The organism is Endozoicomonas sp., assembly GCF_051008435.1.
In the GTDB taxonomy this organism is placed as follows: Bacteria; Pseudomonadota; Gammaproteobacteria; order Pseudomonadales; family Endozoicomonadaceae; genus Endozoicomonas_A.
Genome location: NZ_JBPCXO010000155.1, coordinates 1 through 23393 on the forward strand (window position 1 = coordinate 1; position 23393 = coordinate 23393).

Genomic DNA, 23393 nt, shown 5'->3' on the forward strand with positions numbered 1-23393 from the left:
AGACACGTTACAGCTCGACCTTAAACCCTACACAAGAGTGGCGTAAGACATACTCCGGTATGCAGCCGTGTTGACGGTGTAGATAAACCCAGAGAATCACTGATTGTCGCAGGTTTTTAGTAGCGGTACAGAGTCCATTGAATACTGGTCTTTTTTGACTAAAAAACCACAGGATAGATTCTGAACGTCTAATCTGAATGCTTTTTATATTATCGAATTAGGCTGACATGTCTGTAAGAACCATTCTCGTCTTTATAGTTATGATCTGGGCGTCAGGGACACAAGCAGATGCTAATCCTGAACTCTGGTTGAATACTCCGCTCTTTCATCTGGATGGGGATGGCAAGTTGCTCAATGGCCAGGAGGAAGAATGTGCCACTGTGGGTGAAGGAGGTGAAGTCAGAGTTCGCTATCGTCTTCCACCTGCCAGTCTTATCGAGGTTACGGATGATTCGGATTATCACTACCGCGAGGATGGACGTTATAAAAGCAGACAGGGTAGAGGGCGGTGTATAAGCCAGGATCTCTGTGAAGATCAGCATGGACATACCGTTAAACCCTTTGACTACCACCTTCACGATTTCTATTTAAAAACAGTCTCTATTCAGAATGGCAAAAAACTTCAGGATGTGACCCGGCATTCTCAACCGGAAACCATCCATAGGGTGATTCTAACCAACAAAAAGCCAGGCTCTTTTTATTGTCCTGACAGCAGGGGAATTTCACGGGTAGAGTCCTGGTTTGAAGTGGCGGGTGTGTACGTTGGTAAACTGATGATGCTGTGGCTCGGTGAACAGGCTACAGAAGGGGTATTGAGGGACTTCAAGAAAGGGGCGTTCGCCGAGTCTCTGATGCCCTATGGGATGCTGGAAGCTCAAGTCAAATTTGCAGATCAACTCAGAACGCTGCTTGAAAATGAAAAGAATATGAGCCCCGGAGACAGTGCCTGTACCGTTTCAGTCTTTTACGCGGTGACGTATTACACGTTCTTGAGCCGGCTGGGAAAAATTGAATTTGAAGACCTGACTACTTTTCAGGGGTTCAGAACTTTCTGGGCGTCAGCCATGGCCGGCAACGGACTGGAGTGTGCTGATCTGAAAGGCGTGATGCCTTACATAGCGGAAGCTCTCTACCCTTCTCAGGGTTCGGATCGGTCCACAGGCAGTCAGACCATCAGTGAAGTTTTTAAAGGTCCGGTTAACCTGGCAGGACTTTATATCGGGCAGGATTATTTTTTCCATCCCCGAGCAAAAGGGTTGGGTGTCAAGCTGGGTATCAAAGGCGCCATTAACTTCCGGAATCTGCTGTATAAGGCGAACCAGTGTGTAGCGCCTGACTATGCCTCGTTACTGCAGGTCTTTGAAGACGGCGTTATGTTAGTGGCCAGCGAGCCACTGGCAGGTGCCGGAGGGACACTGAACACCTTGAATGATGAATATAAAAGGCAGGTCGGGGGCGGTTTGGTCGGGCAGCTGCCTTTAGCACAATCCCATGGCGCAAAAGATCAGTCAGGGGAAGTTCTGGTTTATATCTTTGAATCCATAGTAACTGGGGTATTACTGAGTTCTGTACTCGATCCTGCCAAAGCGGCCGCCATACCGTATCTAGCCCATATGGCTAAACCATTGACTGCCGTTGTACAACCGGTAGTGGCTCCACCTCTGGCGGTGATTAGCCGCTGTCTTCAGCCGGTGGCGTGGACAGTGGGTCAAGCGGGTTCAGCTGCAGCCTGGGTCGGTTCACAGGCTATCAAGCCTGTTCGTTACTTCTGTCCCGGGCTAGTGGCAGCATTGTCATCAAAAGTGGCAGGGAGTGTGGCCAAGGAATCGGCAAAAGCCGTTCTTAAAGGAGGGGGTATGGGAGTTGCCCTCAGAACAGCCGGAGATAAGTTGATCAGCCCGGCAGCGGCCAGTTTTGCCGATTATGTCATTAATCAGAGCAATCCCAACAAGATGCACTGGTCTCTTTTTCAGTCGGGCAGGATGGTCACCATAGGTTATGAATAGGGTTCCAGATCGGTGACCATAAAATGATCTCCACGGGATTCCCAAACTACATTAACGTCCCATAAAGCAGAACCATGTCGGCGTCCGGTTGTATCCCTAAGATACGCCGGACGAGGATCCTGCCCCAATACCTGTTTGACCAGTTCTATCAGAGAACGTCCGGTCTGCCGTTCATAAGCCAGGCACTTGATCATGGCCTCTTCTGTAAACTCAACCTCTGCCATGACTGCGGGTAATGGGGCAAATCCACCTTTTGCTTCCGGTAGAGCGTCGGCATAGGGCAGGTAGGGTTTGATATCAATCACCGGTGTGCCATCCAGCAGGTCCGCCTCTGCCAGTCTCAGAATCAGTTTGCCGTTTCCGGATTGAATGCTTTTGAGTTTCACCACCGATAAACCAATGGGGTTGGGCCGGTGAGTAGAGCGGGTAGCAAAAACGCCCATGCGCTGTCTGCCGCCAAGGCGGGGGGGGCGAATGGTTGGGCGCCAGCCTTCATCCATGGTTTCATGAAAAATAAAATGAACCCAGAGGTGCGAGAAACCTTCCAGACCACGGACCAGGTTTTCCTGGTTATAGGGTGGTAACAGCTCCAGCTCAGACTCTGCGGCAGTAACAATGCCTGGCTGACGGGGTATTCCAAATTTCTGTCGGTAGCAGGAGTGAATCACTCCAATCTGTTCAAACTGGAAACTGCTTTTGCTCACATTGACCCCGTAATCACTGTCTGAATCGGGCAATATAATGGAAAACAAGGGCTCTTAACAGGTATTAAACTCTCAGGTAATTATTGCTAAAGAGGGACTCAGTTGTGCTTGAACCGGATTATCCTAGCCTTCTGGAAAGCGAGCAGCCTTTATCGGAAAGTCACAGACAAAACCTTGATCATAGGGGCTATACCCTGTTTGAGTCGCTCATTGATGAAGAGTGGCTGGGCGACCTTCGGAAAACTTTTGACAGGCTGGTGGCGTTTGAAGGGGAGAGTCTGGCCAAAGAACATCATCAGGAAGAAGGAGCCCTCCGAATAGCGAATCTGGTGAATAAGGGCACGGTGTGGGAAAAAGTCTGGTGTCACCCCCAGATACTGTTGGCCGTTCATTATGTGTTTGAAAATGAGTTCAAACTCTCCAGTTTGAATGGCAGAGAAGCTCTCAAAGGTGGGGGTGCCCAACCCATGCACACGGATTGGAAGCAGGCACGGAAGGATTTCCCCAAATGCCATGTCGTTAATGCCCTGTGGGTATTGGATGATATGGATAGCAGTAACGGTGCGCCTAGAGTAGTGCCTGGCTCACATCTTTTGAAAGTAGCTCCTTCAGAACGCATGGAGGATGCCAGTTTGCCCCATCCCGATGAAAAGGTACTGTCATGCAAAGCAGGCAGTGTGGTCGTTTTCAATGCACACCTCTGGCATGGCGGGACCAGAAATCAAACGGGTGATCGACGTCGTGTTTTACATGACTTCTTCACCTTAAGAAAAGACACTCAACAACAGAATCAGAAAAAGTGGCTGACCGAGACAACGGAACGAAGGTTGACTCTGCCCCAGAAGTGGTTACTGGATATTTGTTAAAAATTCACCGACTGATCATCAGGTTGGTTGTGATAACAGAGGGCCTGCCCCCGGAAAAACCACTACCGGAACCTCCATCGGGATCAAAGTCGGTCCGGTTTGGTTTTGTCTGATCTACAGAGGCATCATCCCGGCAGGAAGGGGGTATTTTTTTGAATTTGCGCAGGAGTGCTGCCCGGTAGGCTTTTGTCCACCGTTCCAGAAGACGTTTTCTCTCTTCATCACTTAGAGTCCCCCCATAGTTACCAAGCCGTTGAGGATAATCTCTTAATGCTTGTTCATAGGTTTTCCTTCTCTCTTCATAGGGATCACGAAAGTTCCGTCTGAATTCATCTATAAATTGACGATGGCGAGCTTCAGCAACGCCATTCAGATCCAGTGGTGCCGGAATCTCCGGCTCTTGAGGAAGGGCAGGAGGAGGCTGTTGCACTCTGACAATATAATAGGCAAGGCGGTCCGGGGTGTTTCCCTGAACAGAAAACTGTGAGGGTGAAGGAGCACTGCGCCCACCTGAAAAGTAACCTTCACTCTGAGGGGGGCTGCCCACAGGTATAGGCATGCCCCTTTGGTTAAAACTGCCGGGTTGAGAACCTGAAGTGGGCGTGTTCTGACCCGTGAGCATTCTTCCTGAATGAGGCGTTGACTGCGGACTTCTGTCATCAATACCCGTATCGTCTTCATGAAGGGTTGGATCATTTTCCAATGGATCCGGTGTTACCGGTGGAGCCTGAGTCTCCAAGTTGGGGACATGTTGGCCTGTGTCTGGCTCAGGTTCATATACTACAGGAGGAATTGCAGCCACATTGGGCAGACTATGAGGTCTGACAGGAATGGGTGGAACCTGGGGTTGAGGTGCTGGCTGGGTGGTAAAAACCTGCACAAAAAAAGCTTCACCGGCGTGCTGTAGATGGAAGACAAAACCCAGTAAAACCTGTTGCGAAGCACCGGCATTCTTACCAATGACTGCATGAATGGACCATCGGCAGTCAACACCTAAAAGGTTGTCGTACATGGAGTCTTGCCAGTCTCTGGAGATGGTGGCCAAAGTGTTTTTCAGACCGAATCCTTCTGTCCACCTGAACTGACCATCGGTTGACAAAAAACCACGGGATTCAAAATCTTCTAACAGGCGGGTGGTGCCATCCACAATCAATCCGCGTTCTACAATAGTGCTGGAGCCAGACCCTCCCAGGTTTTCAGTGTGATTTATAACTGTGTGAAGTCTTCTGTCTCCGAAAGTGTGTGAGATAGAGAAATCACTTCCTCCTGTAAAGATACGATTCTGGAGTGCGCCATGGGTGTTTAATGCAATCGCACAGACTGGGAGGGGTTTTGAGGGCTCTTCTATTGGGCTTTGATTCGGCTTACTTTTGTTTTTTCCAGATATCAACTTCTTCAAAGTACTCGTCGGCTTGGGGGATGTTCCCTGTTCAGAAGCGGGAGGCTTTTCAACTTCCTGTTCAGTCTCAGAGGCTGTTTTCATGACCTGCCGGTAGACATATTTAAGGTTATCAGGGACTACAGGTTGCGCAGCTCCTGGAACAGTTGTTACTGAAAATTCACTCTGGATCGCAGAGGCTCCTTGCGCTGGCATGGCTGTCACTTCAAAGCTTTGCCAGTGATCTAGAGAATTAAAGGCAGGGATATCCAGAGCTGTGAATATACCGCCGAACAGCTGGTGGTTAAGTGGTAAGAAAAAAATGTTGAGAACAAAACCCAAAGCAGTCGCCTGGGGTATGCACAGGAAAAAAAGCGTCGCCGCCCCTAGGAGTTGACTGAGCCACCTGTTTTTTCTTATTCGCGCCAACATTGCGATAACCATGCCTTGAAAAACAGCAGTGCCTTAACAAATAGATCAAAGGATCGTTTATCGCAAATGTGTTCAAGAACTAATCATGAAAAATGAAGGTCGATAAGACTTTTCCTCTCCAAAAGGTGTTCTGGAGAGGAAAAACTTCACTTTTTAACTGGCCAGCAAGGGCTCAATTCCGATTCGTTGCCAGAACCAAAGTGCAGCTACTGCGCCAATGGTATAGGCCGGTGTCAGTCGGGCAAGTTGTTGGGAAAGGGTTGACCAGTTTGATTTGATTTTAAGAATGCCTTTCCAGGCCACAATGAATACTGCAATGACCAGTAGCTGGCCAATCTCAATGCCGATATTGAAGGCCGCCAGGGCCAGAGGGATATCATTGGCTGGCAGGCCAAATTCACTCAACACTCCGGCAAACCCCATGCCGTGCAAGAGGCCAAAGCCACCTGACATTAACCATGGACGTCTTCTGAACAGGCTCTTGGGGTCATTTCGTATCACTTCGGCGGCTGCGACCACAATACTCAGGGCAATGATGGCTTCAACCAGCATAACCGGGAAGTTGACATAGCCCAGTGCCGTCAGAGAAAGGGTAATAGAGTGGCCCAGTGTGAACAGGGTGATGGTCCAGATCAGTTGTCTGCCCCAGCCAACCAACAGGGTGAGCATAATGACAAAAAAGACATGGTCCAGTCCCGAAAGAAGGTGATCAAAGCCAGAGACTACGTAAGTCCACATGATATCCAGAGCACCGGGAGCCGCTTCAATGGTAATAGCCGGATCATCACTGCTGAGCATCTGATGATAATGGTTGCCGTCCAGAGTCTTCAGCCTGAAAAGAACCCCGGAAGGGCTGCCGTCCAGACCATCGACTTTGAACTCACTGCCGATCAGAGAAAGGGAAGAGCAGTCTGTTGTCCACTGAACGATCTGTCCCGTTCCTTCTTTACTCCCGGTAAGCTGACTGTTACTGACACAACCTTCAGGAAGAATAGGCGTCAGTTGTATACCGGGCATGGGCTTAAGTGACGTTTTCCAGATCACCAGAAAATGACCGGGGCTTTGCTCGTTCATAGCCCAAAGGCCGGGTGCCATTGGGTGAGCACTGGCTTTACTGACCAGCATTAACAGAAGCGATAGAAACAGAAAAATGTTTTTCATAGAGTGCGCTCCTTGCTGAAGTCCGGAAAGGACATGGCTGAAGCTTCAAGTCCGACATCAGCCACTTCTATGATGTAATTCTCCTTTAACTCTTCAACCTCACGCCTCAGCATGGCTTGTCGTCTATCCCTAAGGATTGTGGAGCGAATATTGTCTGCTACTTCTTTCAGTGGTCGATAGTGATCCTGTTGGGTTTCGTTAACCCAAACCAGGTGGTAACCATAGCTGGAAGCTATGGGGCCATACCATTGACCCGATTTCAGCGTCATCACCTGGTGGGCGAAGTCTGCCCCCAGTCGTTTAGAAAACTGTTGTTCATTCAGGAAGGGCAGCTGGTGACCATTAAAGAAAGGGTCTCCAGATCTTATCGCCTGTTCGAGCGTTTCTGGCATTTCAGCAAGCAGGTTATTGGCCCTGTCCATGCTCTCTTGTTCAAAGCCACCAAAATAGACATGGCTGATTTTGGTAACACCGGATTGGCGGTAGTGCTCTTTATGCTCCTGATAATAAGCTTCCACTGTTGCCTGGTCAGGGCCTTCAACCGGACTTTCGGCGCTGATCACTTCTTTCATTGAAGAAACCAGATACCGGCGGATCAAAGGATCCGTTTTATCAAGCCCGAGCTTCAGGGCTTCTCTTTCCCTGGCATCGGCGTCACCATCGGTCAGTTTTAAAAAGCCGCCCAGTTGCTGTAACCGGTTCTTCACCACTGGCAGTTGGTCAAAGTGCCGACTCATGGCTTCCTGGAATAAAATTTCATTCTCAATACTGACATCGATCAGCATAGCCGTTCGCTGGGCATCGGGAGCTCTGCCAGTCTGCAGTTGCCATTGCACCTGAAGGTCTTTGATCTGCTGTTCATTGATGGAAATCACCGGAGCTGGCTCCGGCTCGGCTGTGACCCAGAGCAGGATCATGCCAAGCCAGAGGCAGTGGAGTAGAGGTGATAACAGCAGACGCTTTCCCATACGTCTTATCATATTGAATTACCTTTCCAGAGAGACTGTTTTAATTGAGCTGCTTTTTTTGAGCTCAGGGCTGTTTTCTTCAGGTGTGTACCAGACCGGTGAAGTCCAGGCGCGTTCCTGAATAGTGGGTGAGTAGAAAGGCTCGTTTTTCGGATCAATACAGCAGCGACCAAAAATATCACCTATGCCGTCCATCTTTTCTGTTTGTTCAACAGCCTGTGCTTCACAGTTCGGTGAGAAGGGGTCGACACCGTAGGATTTGCACTGCAGAGTACTCCAGCGACAGCTGGGGTTTTCTACGACTCGGGCATAGTAGAAAGCGGGTTGTTCCGGGTCGAACTCAGGATCCTGCCAGACACCACAGAGACTGGCGTAACCCTGTCCTTCAGGCTCACAGGTCTTTTTATTGACGGTGGCACCATTGTTAGGGTTGCCAGCAATATCAACGACTTTCTCGTGGGTTTTGCCGTCTTTGTCGACCCAGCCTTTGATGATCTGAATGCGCTGCAGATCGGTACCCGGATGACCAAAGATACCCGGATCTTTCATGGCCGTGATCAGTAGAGTCGGAGCTTCGCTACCCGGTCTGGGCTCCATGTCGCCACCCATAGGCACACCCCGTTCATAACCCTGCTTGACCAGGTCAAAGGCTTTACACATTTCAGGTTTGAAGTCCCAGCCTGCGAAGAAACGAACGATGGGGCGGGTACCACTGGTAGCATATGCCTCACGCTGTCTCATGGCATTAAAGAGGCTGTCACGGGAGTTTTCTTCGGCCCAGACCACGGCATGACCGCCAGGATTATCAAAGAAGTGATCCTGAACATTCCGGTACCCTGAATCACGTTTGCCCAGGTGACCGGTATAGTTATCTTCTTCAGCACCACCGGGGGTTGCACTGTGGGTATCGGTTGAGCCGATAAAGCCCATTTTGAAAGGATTTGCACCCTCTTCCTGTCCCAGTTTAAGGCCGTCTTTCAGGGCATTACGAACCATGTTACGAGGAGCGAACTCATCAATGGGAACCGGCTTTGCACCTTCAGTCATCACTTTGCCGTAAACAGTGCCAAGCATGCTCAGGTTGTCTGCAACCGTCTGCTCAAAATCGCAGAGTTCATCCTGGGTCTGGACACCGCGACCAGCAAGACGATCATAGCGGCATTCTGAAGCAGCTTTATGCTGAACCAGTTCGACCAGGGGTTCAAAGTAGATTCTGTTATCCCGCTCTTCTTCATTACGAGGGTCACGGAACATCAAACCGCCAGATAGGTTGGGGTTGTGAGGGATGGAGATAACATCACAGCCATTCCCTTTTTCTGTGCATTCCTTGCGCAGTTTTTTCCAGAGATCAGGGTAGTTGTAGCTACCTGTTTCATAGGTTGAAATCGTTTTCTCAACAACCCGGTCATTTCTGAAGATAACGTTCCGGTGCATATTCTTGAATTCAGGTGCATCGGTGTATTCATAACCAACCATCGTCGTGAAATTACAGGCTTCGGTGCGGTCATAATGATCTTCGGCAGCCTGTTGGATATTATTCCAGTACTTGGCTTGCCCGGCATCGCAATCAGAGAGTGTACAGGCGAAAGATTTTTCCTTGTTGGTGCTGGTGCCACTCACTCCCAGGCTTTGCCAATAATCGGCTGCCAGTAATTGAATGGGGTAAGTGTTACTGCGAGTCATCATGCAGTAAGGAAACCAGTAACCGGGCTCGCTGGGGTCGTCAGCACAGACATTAATCTGCCCAAGGAATTCGGCATGATCCGTTACGGCAGTGAAATCCAGAGGACGCTGGATCTGGGCAATGATTTTCTGATCGCCTCTCTCGTCGGGTAGAGTGATGGCTTCGCCTTTTGCATAGCGATAGGCGTCCCAGGGTGTGTTTCTCTGACTGGAGACAAAAGAGTCAAAGCTGTAACTGGTGTGGACATGCAAATCTCCAAAGAAAGGTTGTTTCAGTGGGTCATAGTTGGCGCATCGAACCCGTTCTTCCGTTACTTCGAAAGGCAGCTTGGCCGGAACGTTGGATAAGGTCGATGTTTCTGCCGAAACAGCTCCGCTGAACAGGGTCAGCCCTGCAGCCAGTAAGCCAGAGGCCACTCTGATTGAGCGAGTGGTGGAGATAGAAAGAAAAGTCTTCACTGCACGAATTCCATTCCATTATTGTTGTTTTTATTGCGAGCTCATGGTGGCTCTGAAAATGCTGCAGTTACAGCGCTTGGAGGGACAGCACTTTCGGACTGGTCCTCTTTTTACAGAGTATCCAGACTACTTTTCTGCCTACTTTAAATCACTTGGCTTATTTTTATTTAGTTCATTTGGGTTAGATACTACAAAATCAGAGCTTTATTGCTGGTTTTGGCCTTTATAAATCAGGGTAAGATTAACCGTGCCAAAAAAACCATAGCATTCTTGGTCACCCCCTGCATTGAACCAGGAGATGGATACTGCATCGGAGTTTGATGCTGAAACGCCCGCATTGGTCATCCTGTCACAGAACCCAGTGCCTGTGTCTTTGAAGATTGGAATTTGTGCCAGCTCCTGACCTGTGTACGAATGACCTGTCTGATACATCTCTACATGGACTCCATTCAGGTTAATCCCCTGAATCGCTCCATTTTTAACGGTTCTTTCTTTTTCTTCCGTGTAAAAGGTTCTTGATTGAGTGGGTGGAATGCTGCTGGTACCGCAGAAATCATTGCAGAACTAGTTGTCATTACCTGCAAACTCAATCAACAGTTCTTGAGAGGATTGATTATCAATCGTGACGTACCAGCCGCCCCCCGCCATGGACTGATGGCAGAATAAGCACAGACATAGAATGAACAGGGCTTTCATTGACTGATTACAGAGTATTCTCATGTTTTATTCCCGGGAAGAAAGAACAGAGAGGTGGGTCTGGGAGGGTAAGGGGCTATTGAATATTACAATGGTTCCCATTGGGAAGAACTTCATAATACCGGGTTTTCAGCACCGGCCAATCAGATTTCGGTTAACTGGCAGGATCGCCCACAGGTAGTAGTGGGTTTTGGTCAGTATGAGGAAACCCAGATCCCCGAAAAAGGGGGCGTGGTAGAGTATTATGATGGAAATAATTGGCAGGAATTGGAATTGATGGGAGCGGGGAGGTTGTCACCCGTAAACCAAATGTCATTCGTTGTCTGAAGGTTGTTGGGCTTGTATTCAACGGCGACGTGAACGGTTCCCCTGCAATCATAGCAATATTGCTCACTACCTCCCAGAACGGTTATCCGGGTGAGTGCGGGATTACTTGAAGAGGCTGCCTCTGCAACATGGTATTTGCAGCCTTCAAAAGCTGCGTCTCGGTATATATTGGTGATCACAGTTTCTGTATTGTTGTGGGCATGATCATCCTGATAGAACTCGACATGAACGCCGTACTGGTATCACTGACCGAGATACCTGCGCTCTTGTATGGCATGTATTGGTTATTGTCGCTCTTGTAAGTCTGTGTCTACGTGACCTCTGTGCCCGTATGAGCCGATTCATCAATGTAGAGCTCAAGGGGGTATTCGTTGACACTCACGCTCAGTCTTCCAGGATGGTTTTCATCTCCGGGTTGGTAGAGGTTTTGCAAAGTACGAGCCTGACCTGAATGGATAGTAACCGTATTACACAGTGGCTGACATTGTCAGTGATCGCTGCTGGTAGGCGATATCGTGACCAATTGGTTTGAGTTGTTTGCCAGTTGCCAATACCAGATTGTGTTGGCAGCTCTGGCATTGGCCAGTGATAACGCTATAGGAACCAGAATGACTGGGGCCCGGCTTTTGGGGGAGCATTTTAGCGACGGTATGGCGTATGGAGTTTATTGCGCCTGTTTTGTTTCAGTTGAAGCTCACGTTTTATGAAATGCAGGGTTGAAGTAATGGTATTTTTATCCCGACGACAGACGTCATAGGTTCCGGTATTTATTTCGACTGGAATGGCTTTGTCGTTACTGGATGATACGGTTATGTCGTCGTAATCCTCACGTCCATAGACTTGGGTAGCTCGATAAATGGTCCCAGAAGCCATGGCACGGCCATTGGAGACAAACTCGGAATCATGTAGGTCAATTTTACGCCATATGGATACCGTTCATGCTAATGTCCTGTGTCGTCGCTGCGTTCTTTCTCTTCGGTGCAAAAAGTCCGGGTTTCATTGGGTTTCAGGGTTGAAGGGCCACAAAAATCATTGCAATACCAGTCGTCGTTGCCAGCAAAACTGATTTTCAGATCGGAGCCTGAGTGGTTCTGGATAGTGACGAACCAGCCTGTTCCTGCTGTAACCGTGCTTGTCATAAAGGTCATCATCAACAGGGTCAGGAGACTGAAACAAGGTCGAAACAGTATGAAGAGCTTGCTCATAATACAGCGACCTGCAGAGGGAATTTCACTGTGAAATGAAATAGCAGTGCCTGAGTAATCAACAATGACTACTCAGGAAACAATAATAGAAGGTGGTCGAATAGTGACATTTTGTCCAGATTCAATCAGTGGCCTGATAGAAATGTGGCTATCAGGCCACTGTCGTGATCAGAGAATCTTCTTCCTCCAGAAGGTTGCCTGGGCAACAGTATGCTGATGCTTTCTGGCGGTTTCCCGGATGACAAATGGCACATCTCTCGGAGGCTCAACCTCCTCAAAATCTTGATCCAGTACTCTCTTCAGTCCGTCATAGGTCGTCAGGGCTTCACCATTTTCTCGTACTCCGCCCAGCCATTTTTCCTTTGATGTGTACTCTTCCAGCCAGGTATAAGGGGAGGTCAGCACCAGCAATCCACCTGGGCGAATTCGTTCCTGAATCGTCGAAAGGAATCCCTGGGGATCATTCAGTCGGTCAATCAGGTTGCCGGCAAAAATCAGGTCATAGTTGTTGTATTTGGGCTTGAGATTACAGGCATCCCCCTGGGTAAACAGTACACGACTGCTATCGATGCCTTCAGCAAATTCAGACAGTCTGGCTTCACGATACTCACCCAGTTCACCTTCTGAAGGCACGAAATAGCGTATTTTGCCATTCTGCTGCAGTTCAGAAGCGGCAGAAATGAAACGTGCAGAAAAATCGATACCATCAACATGATTGAACCAGCGGGCCAGCTCAAAGCTGCTGCGCCCTACAGAGCAACCCAGATCCAATGCCCGGGTACAGGTATGATCTTTGAGTAACTCACGGCAGATTTCGATACAGGCTACGGGAAAGTTCTCAACGCCAAAGTACTGGTCGCCATAGTGAAACTCCAGGTATTGGGCCACCAGAGTGTCTGTCTCATAAGGGTTCAGGCTGGCAGTACGTTCCGTTGTGGATTCAACATAACGGAAACCTGCGTGCTGGAAAAAGTGTCTTCCAAAGGCATACCGAGAATCCCGGATAGCGTAATTCCCTGTTGAGATCCAGCAACCGCCTTTAATCAGGTTATGTTTGCCATCAAATGTGGGGGTTGAAAAATCATCGTAATAGGGATGAACCCTGAAGCCTTCAAAAGCATCAATCGGGGTAGCCGTCCATTGCCAGACATTACCAATGACATCATAGAAGTCACCGTTCCTGAACTGGTTTACCGGACACGATGAAGCCCAGTATTCAAGATTGATGTTGCCTGGGGCTTGTTCCCAATAGGGCTGGTCAGTGTCAATGGTCTCTCTCAGGCAATACCATTCCGCTTCAGACGGCAGCTGTATCTGAAGGCCGGTAGTTTCAGACTTCCAGCGGCAAAATGCCTGTGCTTCATGGCAGTTGACATCGGCGGGCCAATCCCAGGGCATCTCGATCTCTTCAAGCATGGTGCGGTAACGGTAGTTCTCCCCACTGGGAACCCAGAACTCCGGGTGCATAGCCCTGGCGAAAGTCGCCCAGGCCCAGCCTTCATCTGTCCAGTATTTTTCTGCGCTGTAACCGCCTGCCTGGACAAACTCCAGAAACTCCTGATTGCTGACAAGGTACTGACTGGCCTTGAATGGCGGGACGCTTTCTTCAGATTTACCGTACTCGTTATCCCAGCCATAAAGCGCATTATCAAAAGGCTTGCCGAGTATCTGGTGGCCACCCGGGTGCTCAACCAATTGATTTTCCGGCGCGGCTCCTGAACTTTGGCAGGGTTGCCAGTAGGGGTGGGGTTCAACATAGGCCAGAGGTAACTGGCGAATCAGGACGGATGACGTTTCAAGGTGAATACGCTCATGCTCAATACCCATGATGATCAACCATGTTGGACTTTCCCAGGTGATGGGCATGTCCAGCGTCATGGTTTCAATAAAACGAATGACACGTGCCCTGACTTTTTGTCGATATTCTTTCAGGGCGGGCACCGTAGGCCAGTCGTAGTTATTTTCGTCCAGGTCGTCCCACGACATTTCATCCACGCCGATAGCCACCATAGCTTCTATATCAGCATCAACCCGCTCGTTGATCAGGCGGGCAGCAATGAGTTTATTGATAAAAAAAGCAGCGGTATGGCCATAGTAGAAAATAAGGGGGTGGCGTAGCGATATGGCTTTACGGTAATAGGCCTCATCACTGGTCAGTGTTTCAAAAAGACGATCATAGATATCAAAAGTTTCGCAGAAGTATTGAATAAGCTCCTGTCGTTTTTCTTCCGGAGTACCTGAATCCAGAATAATGGTTCTTGTCGGAGTCTGAAGCGGAGAAGTGTTGAAAGTAGGCGTTTTGTTTAGCACGTGCTAACCCCCAAAGCTATGATCAATGCTGTACGACTTGATCAGCGGCTATAAAAAAGATCATACACGGTTTAGTGGTTAAAGGCATAAGTATCAAGGTTGACCCATGTGCCAGTGTCGGCTGGTTGACTGGCACACCGGTTTAAGCGGAAATTATGTTATTAATTCCGCATCAGGGATCAACGATGATAACGTCTTCACCGATATTTCTGGGCAGCTCTTTACCGGCAGGAATCGCTCCGGCACCGGCGGTGGTATAGAGCACTTTGTGGGTATGAGGGTTGTCGGGGGAAGAAACTGTCCATTGTCTGGTAATCGCATAATCCCAGAACAACCAGTAAACACGCCAGGTGATGACATCGCCAGGACGGGCATCCACGCAAACGTTGGCATGAACCGGACCGCCATCATCTATCCCGGTACGTTCATTTTTCAGCCAGGCTGTACTGTGTCTGTTATTAAAGCAGTAACGGGACTCAGGAATTCCGTTGCTCAGGACATCAGCCGTATCAAACCGGAATATCTGACGGGCACGAAACAGGTCGGTAATCAGTTTGGCCGCTTTGCGCTTGCCTCCAAATTTATAGCTGGTATTGCCGTAGTTCACCCCCTGAAATACCGAATAAATATGATGGCTTTTTGAACAGGTGGGTTTTGTTTCTGTTTTGCCAAGGAAGTCTCAAACATTGGTTTGAGTGATAAATAAACCTATCTTTTCGGATGGTAAGCTTTTGCTTTCTGATACACCTCATGACGGCTTGTCACCTTCTTTTCGGACAGACCTGAATGCCTCTCCTGAGGCGTCTGGAACTTGAGCCCGGTGTGCTTTGCTCCTGGTTATGAACAAAGCCATTGACCCAACAGGCAGCAGCGTCCAGGCTGTCGAAGCACTGAGGGTAGTCAGGCCTGTACTTCATGGTTCTGAAGCCCATTTTGAGAACGGGTTGTTGTGGGAGGACATTATTGTTTGGTAAAGATATGGCCGATTTTGAGAGATTTTCGGGCATTTTATTAAAGTTTGGTAAAAATCAGGGGGTGTTTTTCTGGCACCGCTAAAGACGTAACATTAAAGTCTGATAAAAACAAAAAAACCTTTGATATCAAATATGTACAAAACAGTCCAAGACGGACTAGAGCCCCCAACCAGCTTCAGTGATAAATATTTTCCCGATTGCCTGGGTATATATCATAAACATGCAGAAACACTTCATCACAGGTTTTAGGCCAGAGCATCTTTGATGCGAGACAGCAGCAAATGTGCTGAACAAGTTACCAAAATCGGTACAGCCCAAGGTCAAAAGTGTACTGCATGATATCTGGCAGGCCGTGACCTGGGAAGAAGCCTAAAAAGCCTTTGAGGACACGGTAAAATGCTTCAAAGCGAAGTACCCAAAAGCGATGGAGTGCCTGAGCAAAGACAAAGAGCAGATGCTGGCCTTCTAAGATTTCCCTGCGGAACACTAGCAGTATATCAGGACGACAAATCCGATAGAGTCTACCTTCGCTACAGTGCGCCTCAGAACGGCTAAAACCAGAGGCTACGTGAGTCGTGACAGCATCCTGTTAATGGTGTTCAAGCTGAGAAACGCTTGCGCAGGCTAATAAGCTGGCCGATGTCCTTCAAGGCACTCGCTTCAACGATGGGATTCGTGCAGTGAATGACGCTGATCAGGAGGTCGTGTGATTATTACTCAAACACCAGATTTGACGATAACTCTTGTTTCGGCTCCAAAGTTTCCAGCCAAAGCAGCTTTTCAGCTGCAGCTTCTTAATGTACTATAAAAAACAATACCAATGGCGTGTATATTAAATAAATAATGGAAGTACTGACTTGTATACAGAAGTAAAAAAAGCAGTTGGTCAGCATTCTAATACTAAATTTTACTTTACTGAAACCGATGCATTTGACCCAAAAACACTGATCGATGTGTTAGATGGCAAATCCTTAGGAACAATTATCAGAGGCTTTGTTGATTTAGAAAGCTGCACTATAATTTGTGATAATTTCAGTTCACATGAAGGAAGGTATGAGCGGGGTCAAGATGCACCTGCCACATATGTTGGTGCATATCATTATCATAAAGAACTGGATCAATACTTCCAGGAATCAGAACTTGCTAATAAGGTTTTGGGGCAATTATTCTCTAAAACCGGTAACCCTGTTGAAAGAATAAATAACGCATTAGATTCTGCATTAAATAAGCACCAGAGAATACTGAGACCTGCCCAGTGGAAGGGGAAAATGGCCTGCCAGTTTGTTATGCGGTCATGGTCAGATTCCGGTGATTTCTCCCTCGCCCCTCATGAAGATGAAGCACAGTGCAAAGATCCTGGCCAGGCAGGTTTTGAGATTCAGGAAGCAATTAAAGAAAACAATGCACTGTGCGCTGTAAATATTTGCCTTGAAAATGGCTCTGGTGGCTTACTCCGCATATGGGATATCAGACCTGATGATGCCATGCGGGAAAAGTACAACGTTGAGTTTACCGGATCACCATACCCATTGGAGGCAGTGAAGGGTGTTGCTTTCATTGACGTTGAAATAAGACCCGGTGATTTATACGCCTTCGACGGCAGATTTGTTCATGCAGTTACTCAACTTGAAGACAAAACTACTTCCAGCCGCTCAACCATTTCCTACTTACTTTCACATAAGGGAAAGGGAGAGACTATGCAATGGGCTTAAATAAAGACAAAACAACCAGAGTTAAATAAATAGCCCTGTGCAAAATCAATACTAATAAAATTTAAAATTTGTAGCTTCTCAATAACTGCTGGAGATCGGCAAAAACCATGCAGAACCATAGTGCATGATTGCTGTTTACCTAGGGCTTCAGAGAATTGGCACCTTGGTTTACCAGCACTTTTTGAGAAGTTTCTAAAATTTATAGGTAATAAAAATGCGTATTTTTTCAATGAAACCTGGTCATGATGGCCATATTTGCTCAGTCAATGACGGAAAATTGGAATATTCTATTGAGGCTGAAAAAGATTCTTGGCCAAGATACGAAGTTATAACACCTCATGTATTCACGCGTGCCATGGAATTAACAGATGAGATCCCTGATGTAATTGCCATGTCTGGCTGGGTCAAAGGCTTTCATTCAGTATCACAGCCTACCGACGGCAGATATTTTACCATAAACCCTGAAGATAGAATTCTGGAAAAACGTAAAGCGTTTGGAAAAGAGATAACCTATTTTGCCTCATCTCATGAGCGCTCGCATATTTTCTGCTCATTCGCACTGTCACCCTTTCCCCAGAATGAACCGTTTTATGCTCTGGTATGGGAAGGAAATATTGGTGCATTTTACCGGGTCGATGAGGAGATGAATATTTCTTGTATCGGTAGAGTCATGGAGGACCCGGGTAACAAGTATGCATACCTATACGCCCTGGCTGATCCAAAATTCCCTGATGGTAAAGGCCATTTCAGGTTTGAAGATGCTGGAAAACTGATGGCGCTGTGCTCCTACGGTGAGCCTGATACGCCGGCAAGCGAAGAAGAGCAGTATGTCATTGATACAATCCTTAATCAGAAATCAATTCTGCTAACTTTGGATAAAGCCAGCTTCAAACATACTCGTTTCTATAGCATCGGTGTTGAACATCCGGATTTTAAGAGTTTGGCTCGTAAACACTCCGATGCAATTTTTAATAGATTCTATGACTTTGCAAAAGAGAATTTAACTGAAGGCTTTCCACTCGTTATTGGCGGAGGTTGCGGCCTTAACTGTGACTGGAACAGTGCCTGGAAAGCCAGTGGTCTGTTTCAGGATGTGTTTGTACCGCCCTGCACTAATGATTCCGGATCAGCCATAGGAACAGCTGCTGAGGCACAGTTTGAGTTAACAGGTTCCGCTAAGATCGAATGGTCAGTTTATGCGGGTGAAGAGTTTTTCTTAGATATACCTGTACCCAAAGAAGTCGAAGTTTTTGATGCTGGCTATGATTATGTTGCAGATCGTCTGGCTGGCGGGGATGTTATCGGCTGGGTTCAGGGTAAATATGAAATTGGGCCACGCGCACTTGGTAACAGGTCATTATTAGCAAACACATTCTCCAAAGAAATTCATGCGCGGCTAAATAAGATAAAAAGAAGAGAAGATTTTCGCCCAATAGCACCTATTTGTATGGAAGAGGAAGTAGACAGACTTTTCAATAGCCAAGGTAGCAGCCCACACATGCTCTACTTCCAGACCGTAAGAACAGATGCGATACCGGCAGTAACTCATATTGACGGATCAGCACGTTTGCAATCAGTCAATCCACAACAAAATCCTAAGATGTACAAGCTACTTAGTCATTTCCGAAATAAAACTGACTTCGGAATACTCTGCAACACATCATTGAATTTTAATGGTACAGGATTTATTAACAGACTGAGCGACCTGCATCAGTATGCATTGCAAACAGGTCTTGACGGTTATGTTGTTGGTGATCGTTTCTTCTGTTTAAAAAAACACCACAGAGCCTCCGTCTCCTAACATGAAATCAACCAGTCACCATTATGATCCAAGGGAAAGTTATAATGACTTTCCCAGTTGGACTCAGCCTTTATTAACTCTGATATCAGGTAAGCCACGGGCAAACACTAAGCCGTTATTAGAGATAACACCCGTTCATGCTCTGATTATTGATATATCGAAGTACATTATTGGAGTAGGCAGTGCAGTAGCACTCACAGAACAAGGAGGACTCTTATATTTTCTTCTGCCACTAAGCTGGGTTCTCACGGTAAATGCGGCCAGATCCCTGACCAGTGATGCCCATTACGCAGGGCACTCTTCAATAACAGGTAAAAGAACTCTGGACAAGCTGATTGGTGACCTTCTTAGCTTGTCTGTCCTTGCACCAAACATGGATGACTACGCCCTTCCACATAACAGGGGACACCATGGCCGTGGTGGCATTGGCACAATAGAAGACCCTGATAGCGGACTCATCAGGCTTATTGGATTTGAGATGGGAAAACCATTAGCTTGGTATAAGCTCAGACTTTTAACATCGCTAATATCCCTGCGCTATCATTTTTTATATACAAAGGCTCGGCTTCGCTCAACATTGATCACAGCACCTGTATGGAGAAAAGCAGCGGCTATTATGGTCTACGGGGGTATAGTTGCAGCGGCTGTCAGTGGCGGGTGGTTTTCAATATTTCTTCTGGCATGGTTGATTCCAATTCTTCCTCTGTACGCTGTCAGTGCGGCACTTCAGTTCCCCAGTGAGCATTTGTGGCTTGCACCTCGAGAAGAAGAGGAAAGTCATCGTGACTACTTTTTAAGAGTGTCACATGGTCGGTTTTTCTTACTCCCTGCTCCTGAATCATGGCGCGACGCTCTGCGTTGGTCGCTGGGTATGGGACACATGCTGTTTGAGAGATTTTTTGTCTGTGTTTCTATCCTGCCTGCCCATGATTATCATCATCGTCATCCGGGATCAAAGCGCTGGCCTATGGAACCCTGGCTACGGCAAAAAGAAGTCGACAGCGGTATTCCCTATACAGAGTTCTATGGCCTGAAAAAGCCAACTGAAGCTCAGTTTGCCATATGGAGCAAAACGCCTCCTCTTCAGAAAAACAAGAACAGAACACTATTGTCTCTGCTAGAAAACTTTTCCCCTTTAATTAAAGGCACAAAATAAGTAACTACTATGCATACAATAAGAAAAGAGAGTGCTTCTTCAAACCAGTCATGGATAGAATATTTTTTTCAGGCAATAGACTCAGGTAACTGGGATTCACTATCACTATTCCTTGCTGATGAAGTGATCTACGAGAGGCCAGGCTACTCTCCATTAGTAGGAAAAAAGATGGTCCTAGACTTTTACAAGAATGTCCGCATAATAAAAACTGGCACCCATATCGTGAAGGGATTTACCTATTCTGACGACATGCTCAGTTACCATGGATCCTTCACCGGAGAGTCTTATAACGGTGATAAACTCTCTGTAGATTACTGTGACTTCTGCAATATAAAAAATGGTCTTCTGCACCACCGGAAAACTTTTTTCCATGTTGCTTCCGTTTAGTTATCAATAAGTACACATAAAACAATCAGTTATTACGGTCTAAGCATTATGTTTGAAGAAACAGACAAAACTCATGATAAAATTAAAGATTACTGCTTGCTACTTGGTGCTGATGCCACCTGGAGAGAGCGATCTATACTTGGTGCGGCAAGGGCAAGTGATTCACCAATTGCAATCATGCAAAACACCGGAATAGTCAATAAAAACCGATTTGCTGATATAATAATTACAGGTAACCCTGGTGAGGCAGAATTAGCTCTTGATGCCGTTAAGAAGTTTGAAGAACAATCGGGTGCCAAACCTGTTTCTGTAATACCTTTGATTGAAATGTCCCTTGCTCCCGGACTAAAGATCTCCCAATACTACAACTTGAATTATTTGCCTGAATTCTCAGTAACAGCGGCCAGAGATAAGTCTATCATGAAGCAGCGTTTCCTTGATGCGGGTTTACCTACACCACAATTTGAGACGTTCTCAAACTTCGATGAGCTTGTTTCTCAAAAACAAAAGTTCAACTATCCTGTCGTACTGAAACCATCGCATTTTGGCGGGAGTGAAGGAGTTTGCTTAGCACGTAATGACGAAGAGTTGCTGAGCGCTTATAACCACACAAAAAACTCCATGTTAAACCATGCCAGAAATTTCGGATTAAAAGAGAACCATTTTCAAGTTGAAGAGTACATTAATTCCACTACAGAAATATCGGTTGAGGTTTTAAACACAAAATACGGCAGAACTATTTTGATGGTGACTGATAAATTTGTCACTAACGAACCTTATTTCTCAGAAATAGGCCATACAGTACCTGGAAAATATTTTAATAGCAGCAGAATACGATCACTTGCACTGGAAGCATGTGAAGCCATTAACTTAGATTGTGGTGTAGCGCATGTAGAGATCAAGATTTCTGATAATGAGGAGCCTTATCTTTTAGAAGTTAATGCTAGAATTCCAGGAGATGGCATAGCTGATTTAATTGAAAAGGTAACCGGATATAACATTTTTGAGTTGCATGCTAAAAGCATCATCAATGATGATTTTCAGTTCGCGACAAAGTGCCTTGAGCCCAAAGGAAAAGCAAGTATTGCATTTCTTTATGCGAAAGAAGGTCGCATAAAGAAAATAGCAACTGAAGTACTCGCAACACTTCCACCCTCCATAACTGCAATTGATATAACTGCAAGAGAGGGTGATTTGTCTACAAAAAATATCAACAGCCACGCCAGAGAAGGTTCTATAGAATTCTATTGGACGAATGATAAAGAAGACGACTGGTATCACATTGATATAGCAACAGATATCTCTAATCAACTATTTCAAGTAAAATGAGTATGATTACTAGATCTTACATATCTATTCTGTTCTCGATTTTTTTAGTGCGCTTCACTATATTTTCGTCTATTCCTTTTTTATATATTTATATCACCCAAAACGAGCTAGGCAGTGCAGTTGAGGCGGGATTAATCGTTGGGTTATTGCCCTTAACATCCAGCATTACAGGGCTTTTCGGTGGCTATTTAGCTGATCGTTTAGACAGAAGAAATATCTTGATTTTCTCATGCTTATTTTCAAGTACTGCTTTTATTTTATTTTCCTTAAACCAAAGCCTTGCCGTCTGCGCAGGGTTCGCATTCATGATTGGTTTTTGTCAGGGTTTTTTTGAGCCCGCCAGTCAGACCATTCTGGGTGAAATGGTTGACCCAAAACACAGACAACGTGCTTTCAGCCATAGGTATTTAATCATCAACGTTGCTGCCACTGCTGGCCCATTTGCCGGGGGCCTTATATTTTACGATAATAAATCCACTTCATTCCTTATTATTTCACTCATTTACTTGGTTAGCTCTTACGTCATATTTAGTTTTATCAAACCACAAAAAACAGTAGAAAAGTCAGAAAAATCACATAAATCTTTCTCTTTCATGCTAAATACTCTGATGACAAACAACAGTGTGCGCACATGCTTTCTTTCTGGACTTCTGCTCATGTGCGCTTACTCTCAAATAACTAGTACACTATCAATCTTTGTCATAGAAAACTCTGATGGAGGCGTTACTTACTTCTCAAAACTGCTGGCTTTAAATGCAATATTAGTTATTACACTGCAATTGCCCTTAACCAGAGCTGCTGAAACAATCTCCAGAAACTCAACCATTCTGTTCAGCTCGGTAGCTATGGCGGCAGGTTTTGCGCTGCCAATCATCAGTGAACCTTCAGAAGCAATGTTTATTACAATGATAGTTCTCATATCAATTGGTGAAGTTTTATTGTTCCCTATCTCTAACTCATTATTTTTTGAGATAGCGCCCGACGGGCAAAGAGCCAGTTTTATGGGATTCTTTAATGCCACAATGCTTGGTCTGGCTATTGGGCCTCCTCTTGGCTCAATAGCTGTAGAACATGTGGACATGAGTGGACTTAGCTTAATTATATTTTTCAGTGTATTACTGTCAGGCTTTGGCTACCTGTTTATCACTAAAAAACAAACACAAACAGAACATTAACAATATTCTTACACACTAAACGAGGGTGAAGTTACGTAACCGCTAATTCTTAAGTTCAGTGTTGTTCATGGAGGCGGTTTCCATCAACACTGCGAACTTATTTTGAGCACTCCACTGATGAGGGTTTTTACCATCCCCGGGCACGGGTACACCTTGCGCTCTTGCCTGTTTGCGCCAAGTATACAAAGTTGCATCCGTATTGCCGGTTTGTCTTTTTAACTGGGCGATAGAAACATTGTTAGGCGGTATCATTTTCTGAATGATTGAAGCTTTCATTTCCTCGGAGTAATGAGCCATTACAGCCTCTTTCTATCAGCTCTCAGTTGTTGAGAGTCATGGATCAAAAGAGTCGACAACTATCCTGACACAGCGAGTTCCCTGGAAGCACCTGATCACGTTTATTATTATTTTTATGTCGTAGTCCGTATGGACTATACGATAACCATTAAACCGAATAAATATGATGGTTTTTAGAACAGGTGGGTTTTGTTTCTGTTTTGCCAAGGAAGTCTCAAACATTGGTTTGAGTGATAAATAAACGTAGCTTCTTAATAACTGCTGCAAAGCCCACAAGGTAGTATGTGAGAAGCTTTTTCAATCAAGTCCGTCAGCCTTGGAAACGAGCCACTGCCTGTTAACCTGTCTGTCAGATAGTCCCAGAATG

At 46.4% G+C, this 23393-nt stretch carries 21 protein-coding genes and 1 pseudogene; 10 read left to right on the forward strand and 12 right to left on the reverse strand.

Translation table 11 applies throughout. The features are described from left to right. Positions 1-227: 227 nt before the first annotated feature. Positions 228-2006 carry a hypothetical protein gene (locus tag ACR2PX_RS07490; RefSeq protein WP_433998732.1) on the forward strand — a complete coding sequence of 593 codons (1779 nt, stop codon included), beginning with the start codon at positions 228-230 and terminating at the stop codon, positions 2004-2006. Here the strand turns inward: ACR2PX_RS07490 and tsaA are convergent. Continuing rightward, a complete protein-coding gene (tsaA, locus tag ACR2PX_RS07495; protein ID WP_433998733.1) occupies positions 1997-2710 on the reverse strand; it encodes a tRNA (N6-threonylcarbamoyladenosine(37)-N6)-methyltransferase TrmO in 714 nt (237 codons plus the stop codon). The genes ACR2PX_RS07490 and tsaA overlap by 10 nt on opposite strands. 104 nt (positions 2711-2814) lie before the next feature. Between tsaA and ACR2PX_RS07500 the strand changes: the two genes are divergently transcribed. Further along, a complete protein-coding gene (locus ACR2PX_RS07500; protein WP_433998734.1) occupies positions 2815-3576 on the forward strand; it encodes a phytanoyl-CoA dioxygenase family protein in 762 nt (253 codons plus the stop codon). 4 nt (positions 3577-3580) lie between these two features. On the opposite strand, the gene ACR2PX_RS07505 is transcribed toward ACR2PX_RS07500, so the two are convergent. The 6 genes from ACR2PX_RS07505 to ACR2PX_RS07530 form a co-directional block, all read right to left on the reverse strand. Continuing rightward, positions 3581-5170, reverse strand: a complete 1590-nt coding sequence (locus ACR2PX_RS07505) for a hypothetical protein (protein ID WP_433998735.1) — start codon at positions 5168-5170, stop codon at positions 3581-3583. A 369-nt stretch (positions 5171-5539) separates the two neighbouring features. Continuing rightward, complete coding sequence (locus tag ACR2PX_RS07510; protein WP_433998736.1) at positions 5540-6547, reverse strand: HupE/UreJ family protein; 1008 nt, start codon at positions 6545-6547, stop codon at positions 5540-5542. Then, positions 6544-7527, reverse strand: coding sequence for a peptidyl-prolyl cis-trans isomerase (locus ACR2PX_RS07515; RefSeq protein ID WP_433998737.1), 984 nt, complete (start codon positions 7525-7527; stop codon positions 6544-6546). Before ACR2PX_RS07515 ends, ACR2PX_RS07510 begins: the two co-directional genes overlap by 4 nt. Positions 7528-7533: 6 nt before the next feature. After that, the gene (locus ACR2PX_RS07520) at positions 7534-9657 is read right to left on the reverse strand and encodes a DUF3604 domain-containing protein (protein WP_433998738.1); all 2124 of its coding nucleotides are present in this window, start codon (positions 9655-9657) and stop codon (positions 7534-7536) included. Positions 9658-9861: 204 nt separating this feature from the next. After that, complete coding sequence (locus tag ACR2PX_RS07525; protein WP_433998739.1) at positions 9862-10089, reverse strand: hypothetical protein; 228 nt, start codon at positions 10087-10089, stop codon at positions 9862-9864. A 132-nt stretch (positions 10090-10221) separates the two neighbouring features. After that, positions 10222-10377, reverse strand: coding sequence for a hypothetical protein (locus tag ACR2PX_RS07530; protein WP_433998740.1), 156 nt, complete (start codon positions 10375-10377; stop codon positions 10222-10224). Between the two features lie 431 nt (positions 10378-10808). On the opposite strand from ACR2PX_RS07530, the gene ACR2PX_RS07535 reads away from it, so the two are divergent. Continuing rightward, positions 10809-10982, forward strand: coding sequence for a hypothetical protein (locus tag ACR2PX_RS07535; RefSeq protein ID WP_433998741.1), 174 nt, complete (start codon positions 10809-10811; stop codon positions 10980-10982). A gap of 337 nt (positions 10983-11319) precedes the next feature. On the opposite strand, the gene ACR2PX_RS07540 is transcribed toward ACR2PX_RS07535, so the two are convergent. The 4 genes from ACR2PX_RS07540 to ACR2PX_RS07555 all read right to left on the reverse strand — a co-directional run bounded on the left by ACR2PX_RS07540 (position 11320) and on the right by ACR2PX_RS07555 (position 14802). Beyond that, positions 11320-11553 (reverse strand): hypothetical protein, encoded by a 234-nt coding sequence (locus tag ACR2PX_RS07540; RefSeq protein ID WP_433998742.1) that lies wholly within the window; start codon positions 11551-11553, stop codon positions 11320-11322. A 68-nt stretch (positions 11554-11621) separates the two neighbouring features. Further along, the gene (locus tag ACR2PX_RS07545; RefSeq protein WP_433998743.1) at positions 11622-11885 is read right to left on the reverse strand and encodes a hypothetical protein; all 264 of its coding nucleotides are present in this window, start codon (positions 11883-11885) and stop codon (positions 11622-11624) included. A 168-nt stretch (positions 11886-12053) separates the two neighbouring features. Continuing rightward, entirely contained in the window at positions 12054-14195 is a 2142-nt protein-coding gene (gene ovoA / locus ACR2PX_RS07550; protein WP_433998744.1) for a 5-histidylcysteine sulfoxide synthase, read from the reverse strand. A gap of 172 nt (positions 14196-14367) precedes the next feature. Then, entirely contained in the window at positions 14368-14802 is a 435-nt protein-coding gene (locus tag ACR2PX_RS07555) for a hypothetical protein (RefSeq protein WP_433998745.1), read from the reverse strand. A gap of 644 nt (positions 14803-15446) precedes the next feature. On the opposite strand from ACR2PX_RS07555, the pseudogene ACR2PX_RS07560 reads away from it, so the two are divergent. The 7 genes and pseudogenes from ACR2PX_RS07560 to ACR2PX_RS07590 all read left to right on the forward strand — a co-directional run. After that, positions 15447-15879 (forward strand): annotated as a pseudogene (locus ACR2PX_RS07560) (transposase); the annotation flags it as partial. Positions 15880-16026: 147 nt separating this feature from the next. Further along, complete coding sequence (locus ACR2PX_RS07565) at positions 16027-16881, forward strand: 2OG-Fe(II)-dependent halogenase WelO5 family protein (RefSeq protein WP_433998746.1); 855 nt, start codon at positions 16027-16029, stop codon at positions 16879-16881. 214 nt (positions 16882-17095) lie between these two features. Next, positions 17096-18682: a carbamoyltransferase C-terminal domain-containing protein gene (locus ACR2PX_RS07570; RefSeq protein WP_433998747.1), complete on the forward strand. Its 1587-nt coding sequence runs from the start codon at positions 17096-17098 to the stop codon at positions 18680-18682. A 1-nt stretch (position 18683) separates the two neighbouring features. Then, positions 18684-19838, forward strand: a complete 1155-nt coding sequence (locus ACR2PX_RS07575) for a fatty acid desaturase (RefSeq protein WP_433998748.1) — start codon at positions 18684-18686, stop codon at positions 19836-19838. 9 nt (positions 19839-19847) lie between these two features. After that, positions 19848-20225, forward strand: a complete 378-nt coding sequence (locus ACR2PX_RS07580) for a nuclear transport factor 2 family protein (RefSeq protein WP_433998749.1) — start codon at positions 19848-19850, stop codon at positions 20223-20225. 48 nt (positions 20226-20273) lie between these two features. Beyond that, the gene (locus tag ACR2PX_RS07585) at positions 20274-21554 is read left to right on the forward strand and encodes an ATP-grasp domain-containing protein (protein ID WP_433998750.1); all 1281 of its coding nucleotides are present in this window, start codon (positions 20274-20276) and stop codon (positions 21552-21554) included. 2 nt (positions 21555-21556) lie between these two features. Beyond that, entirely contained in the window at positions 21557-22729 is a 1173-nt protein-coding gene (locus tag ACR2PX_RS07590) for an MFS transporter (protein ID WP_433998751.1), read from the forward strand. A gap of 42 nt (positions 22730-22771) precedes the next feature. Here the strand turns inward: ACR2PX_RS07590 and ACR2PX_RS07595 are convergent, their stop codons facing one another. Beyond that, positions 22772-23026 (reverse strand): transposase, encoded by a 255-nt coding sequence (locus ACR2PX_RS07595; RefSeq protein ID WP_433998752.1) that lies wholly within the window; start codon positions 23024-23026, stop codon positions 22772-22774. Positions 23027-23393 lie beyond the last annotated feature (367 nt).

Excerpts from the sequence above, each read along its gene's own strand:
- ACR2PX_RS07525 (WP_433998739.1), bottom strand. The coding sequence starts at position 10,089 with ATGTATCAGACAGGTCATTCGTACACAGGTCAGGAGCTGGCACAAATT.
- ACR2PX_RS07575 (WP_433998748.1), top strand. The coding sequence starts at position 18,684 with ATGAAATCAACCAGTCACCATTATGATCCAAGGGAAAGTTATAATGAC.
- ACR2PX_RS07570 (WP_433998747.1), top strand. The coding sequence starts at position 17,096 with ATGCGTATTTTTTCAATGAAACCTGGTCATGATGGCCATATTTGCTCA.
- ACR2PX_RS07595 (WP_433998752.1), bottom strand. The coding sequence starts at position 23,026 with ATGGCTCATTACTCCGAGGAAATGAAAGCTTCAATCATTCAGAAAATG.
- ACR2PX_RS07580 (WP_433998749.1), top strand. The coding sequence starts at position 19,848 with ATGCATACAATAAGAAAAGAGAGTGCTTCTTCAAACCAGTCATGGATA.
- ACR2PX_RS07510 (WP_433998736.1), bottom strand. The coding sequence starts at position 6,547 with ATGAAAAACATTTTTCTGTTTCTATCGCTTCTGTTAATGCTGGTCAGT.
- ACR2PX_RS07530 (WP_433998740.1), bottom strand. The coding sequence starts at position 10,377 with ATGAGAATACTCTGTAATCAGTCAATGAAAGCCCTGTTCATTCTATGT.
- ACR2PX_RS07490 (WP_433998732.1), top strand. The coding sequence starts at position 228 with ATGTCTGTAAGAACCATTCTCGTCTTTATAGTTATGATCTGGGCGTCA.
- ACR2PX_RS07515 (WP_433998737.1), bottom strand. The coding sequence starts at position 7,527 with ATGATAAGACGTATGGGAAAGCGTCTGCTGTTATCACCTCTACTCCAC.
- ACR2PX_RS07545 (WP_433998743.1), bottom strand. The coding sequence starts at position 11,885 with ATGAGCAAGCTCTTCATACTGTTTCGACCTTGTTTCAGTCTCCTGACC.
- ACR2PX_RS07505 (WP_433998735.1), bottom strand. The coding sequence starts at position 5,170 with ATGCCAGCGCAAGGAGCCTCTGCGATCCAGAGTGAATTTTCAGTAACA.
- ACR2PX_RS07590 (WP_433998751.1), top strand. The coding sequence starts at position 21,557 with ATGATTACTAGATCTTACATATCTATTCTGTTCTCGATTTTTTTAGTG.
- ACR2PX_RS07585 (WP_433998750.1), top strand. The coding sequence starts at position 20,274 with ATGTTTGAAGAAACAGACAAAACTCATGATAAAATTAAAGATTACTGC.
- ACR2PX_RS07535 (WP_433998741.1), top strand. The coding sequence starts at position 10,809 with ATGGTATTTGCAGCCTTCAAAAGCTGCGTCTCGGTATATATTGGTGAT.
- ACR2PX_RS07540 (WP_433998742.1), bottom strand. The coding sequence starts at position 11,553 with ATGGCTTCTGGGACCATTTATCGAGCTACCCAAGTCTATGGACGTGAG.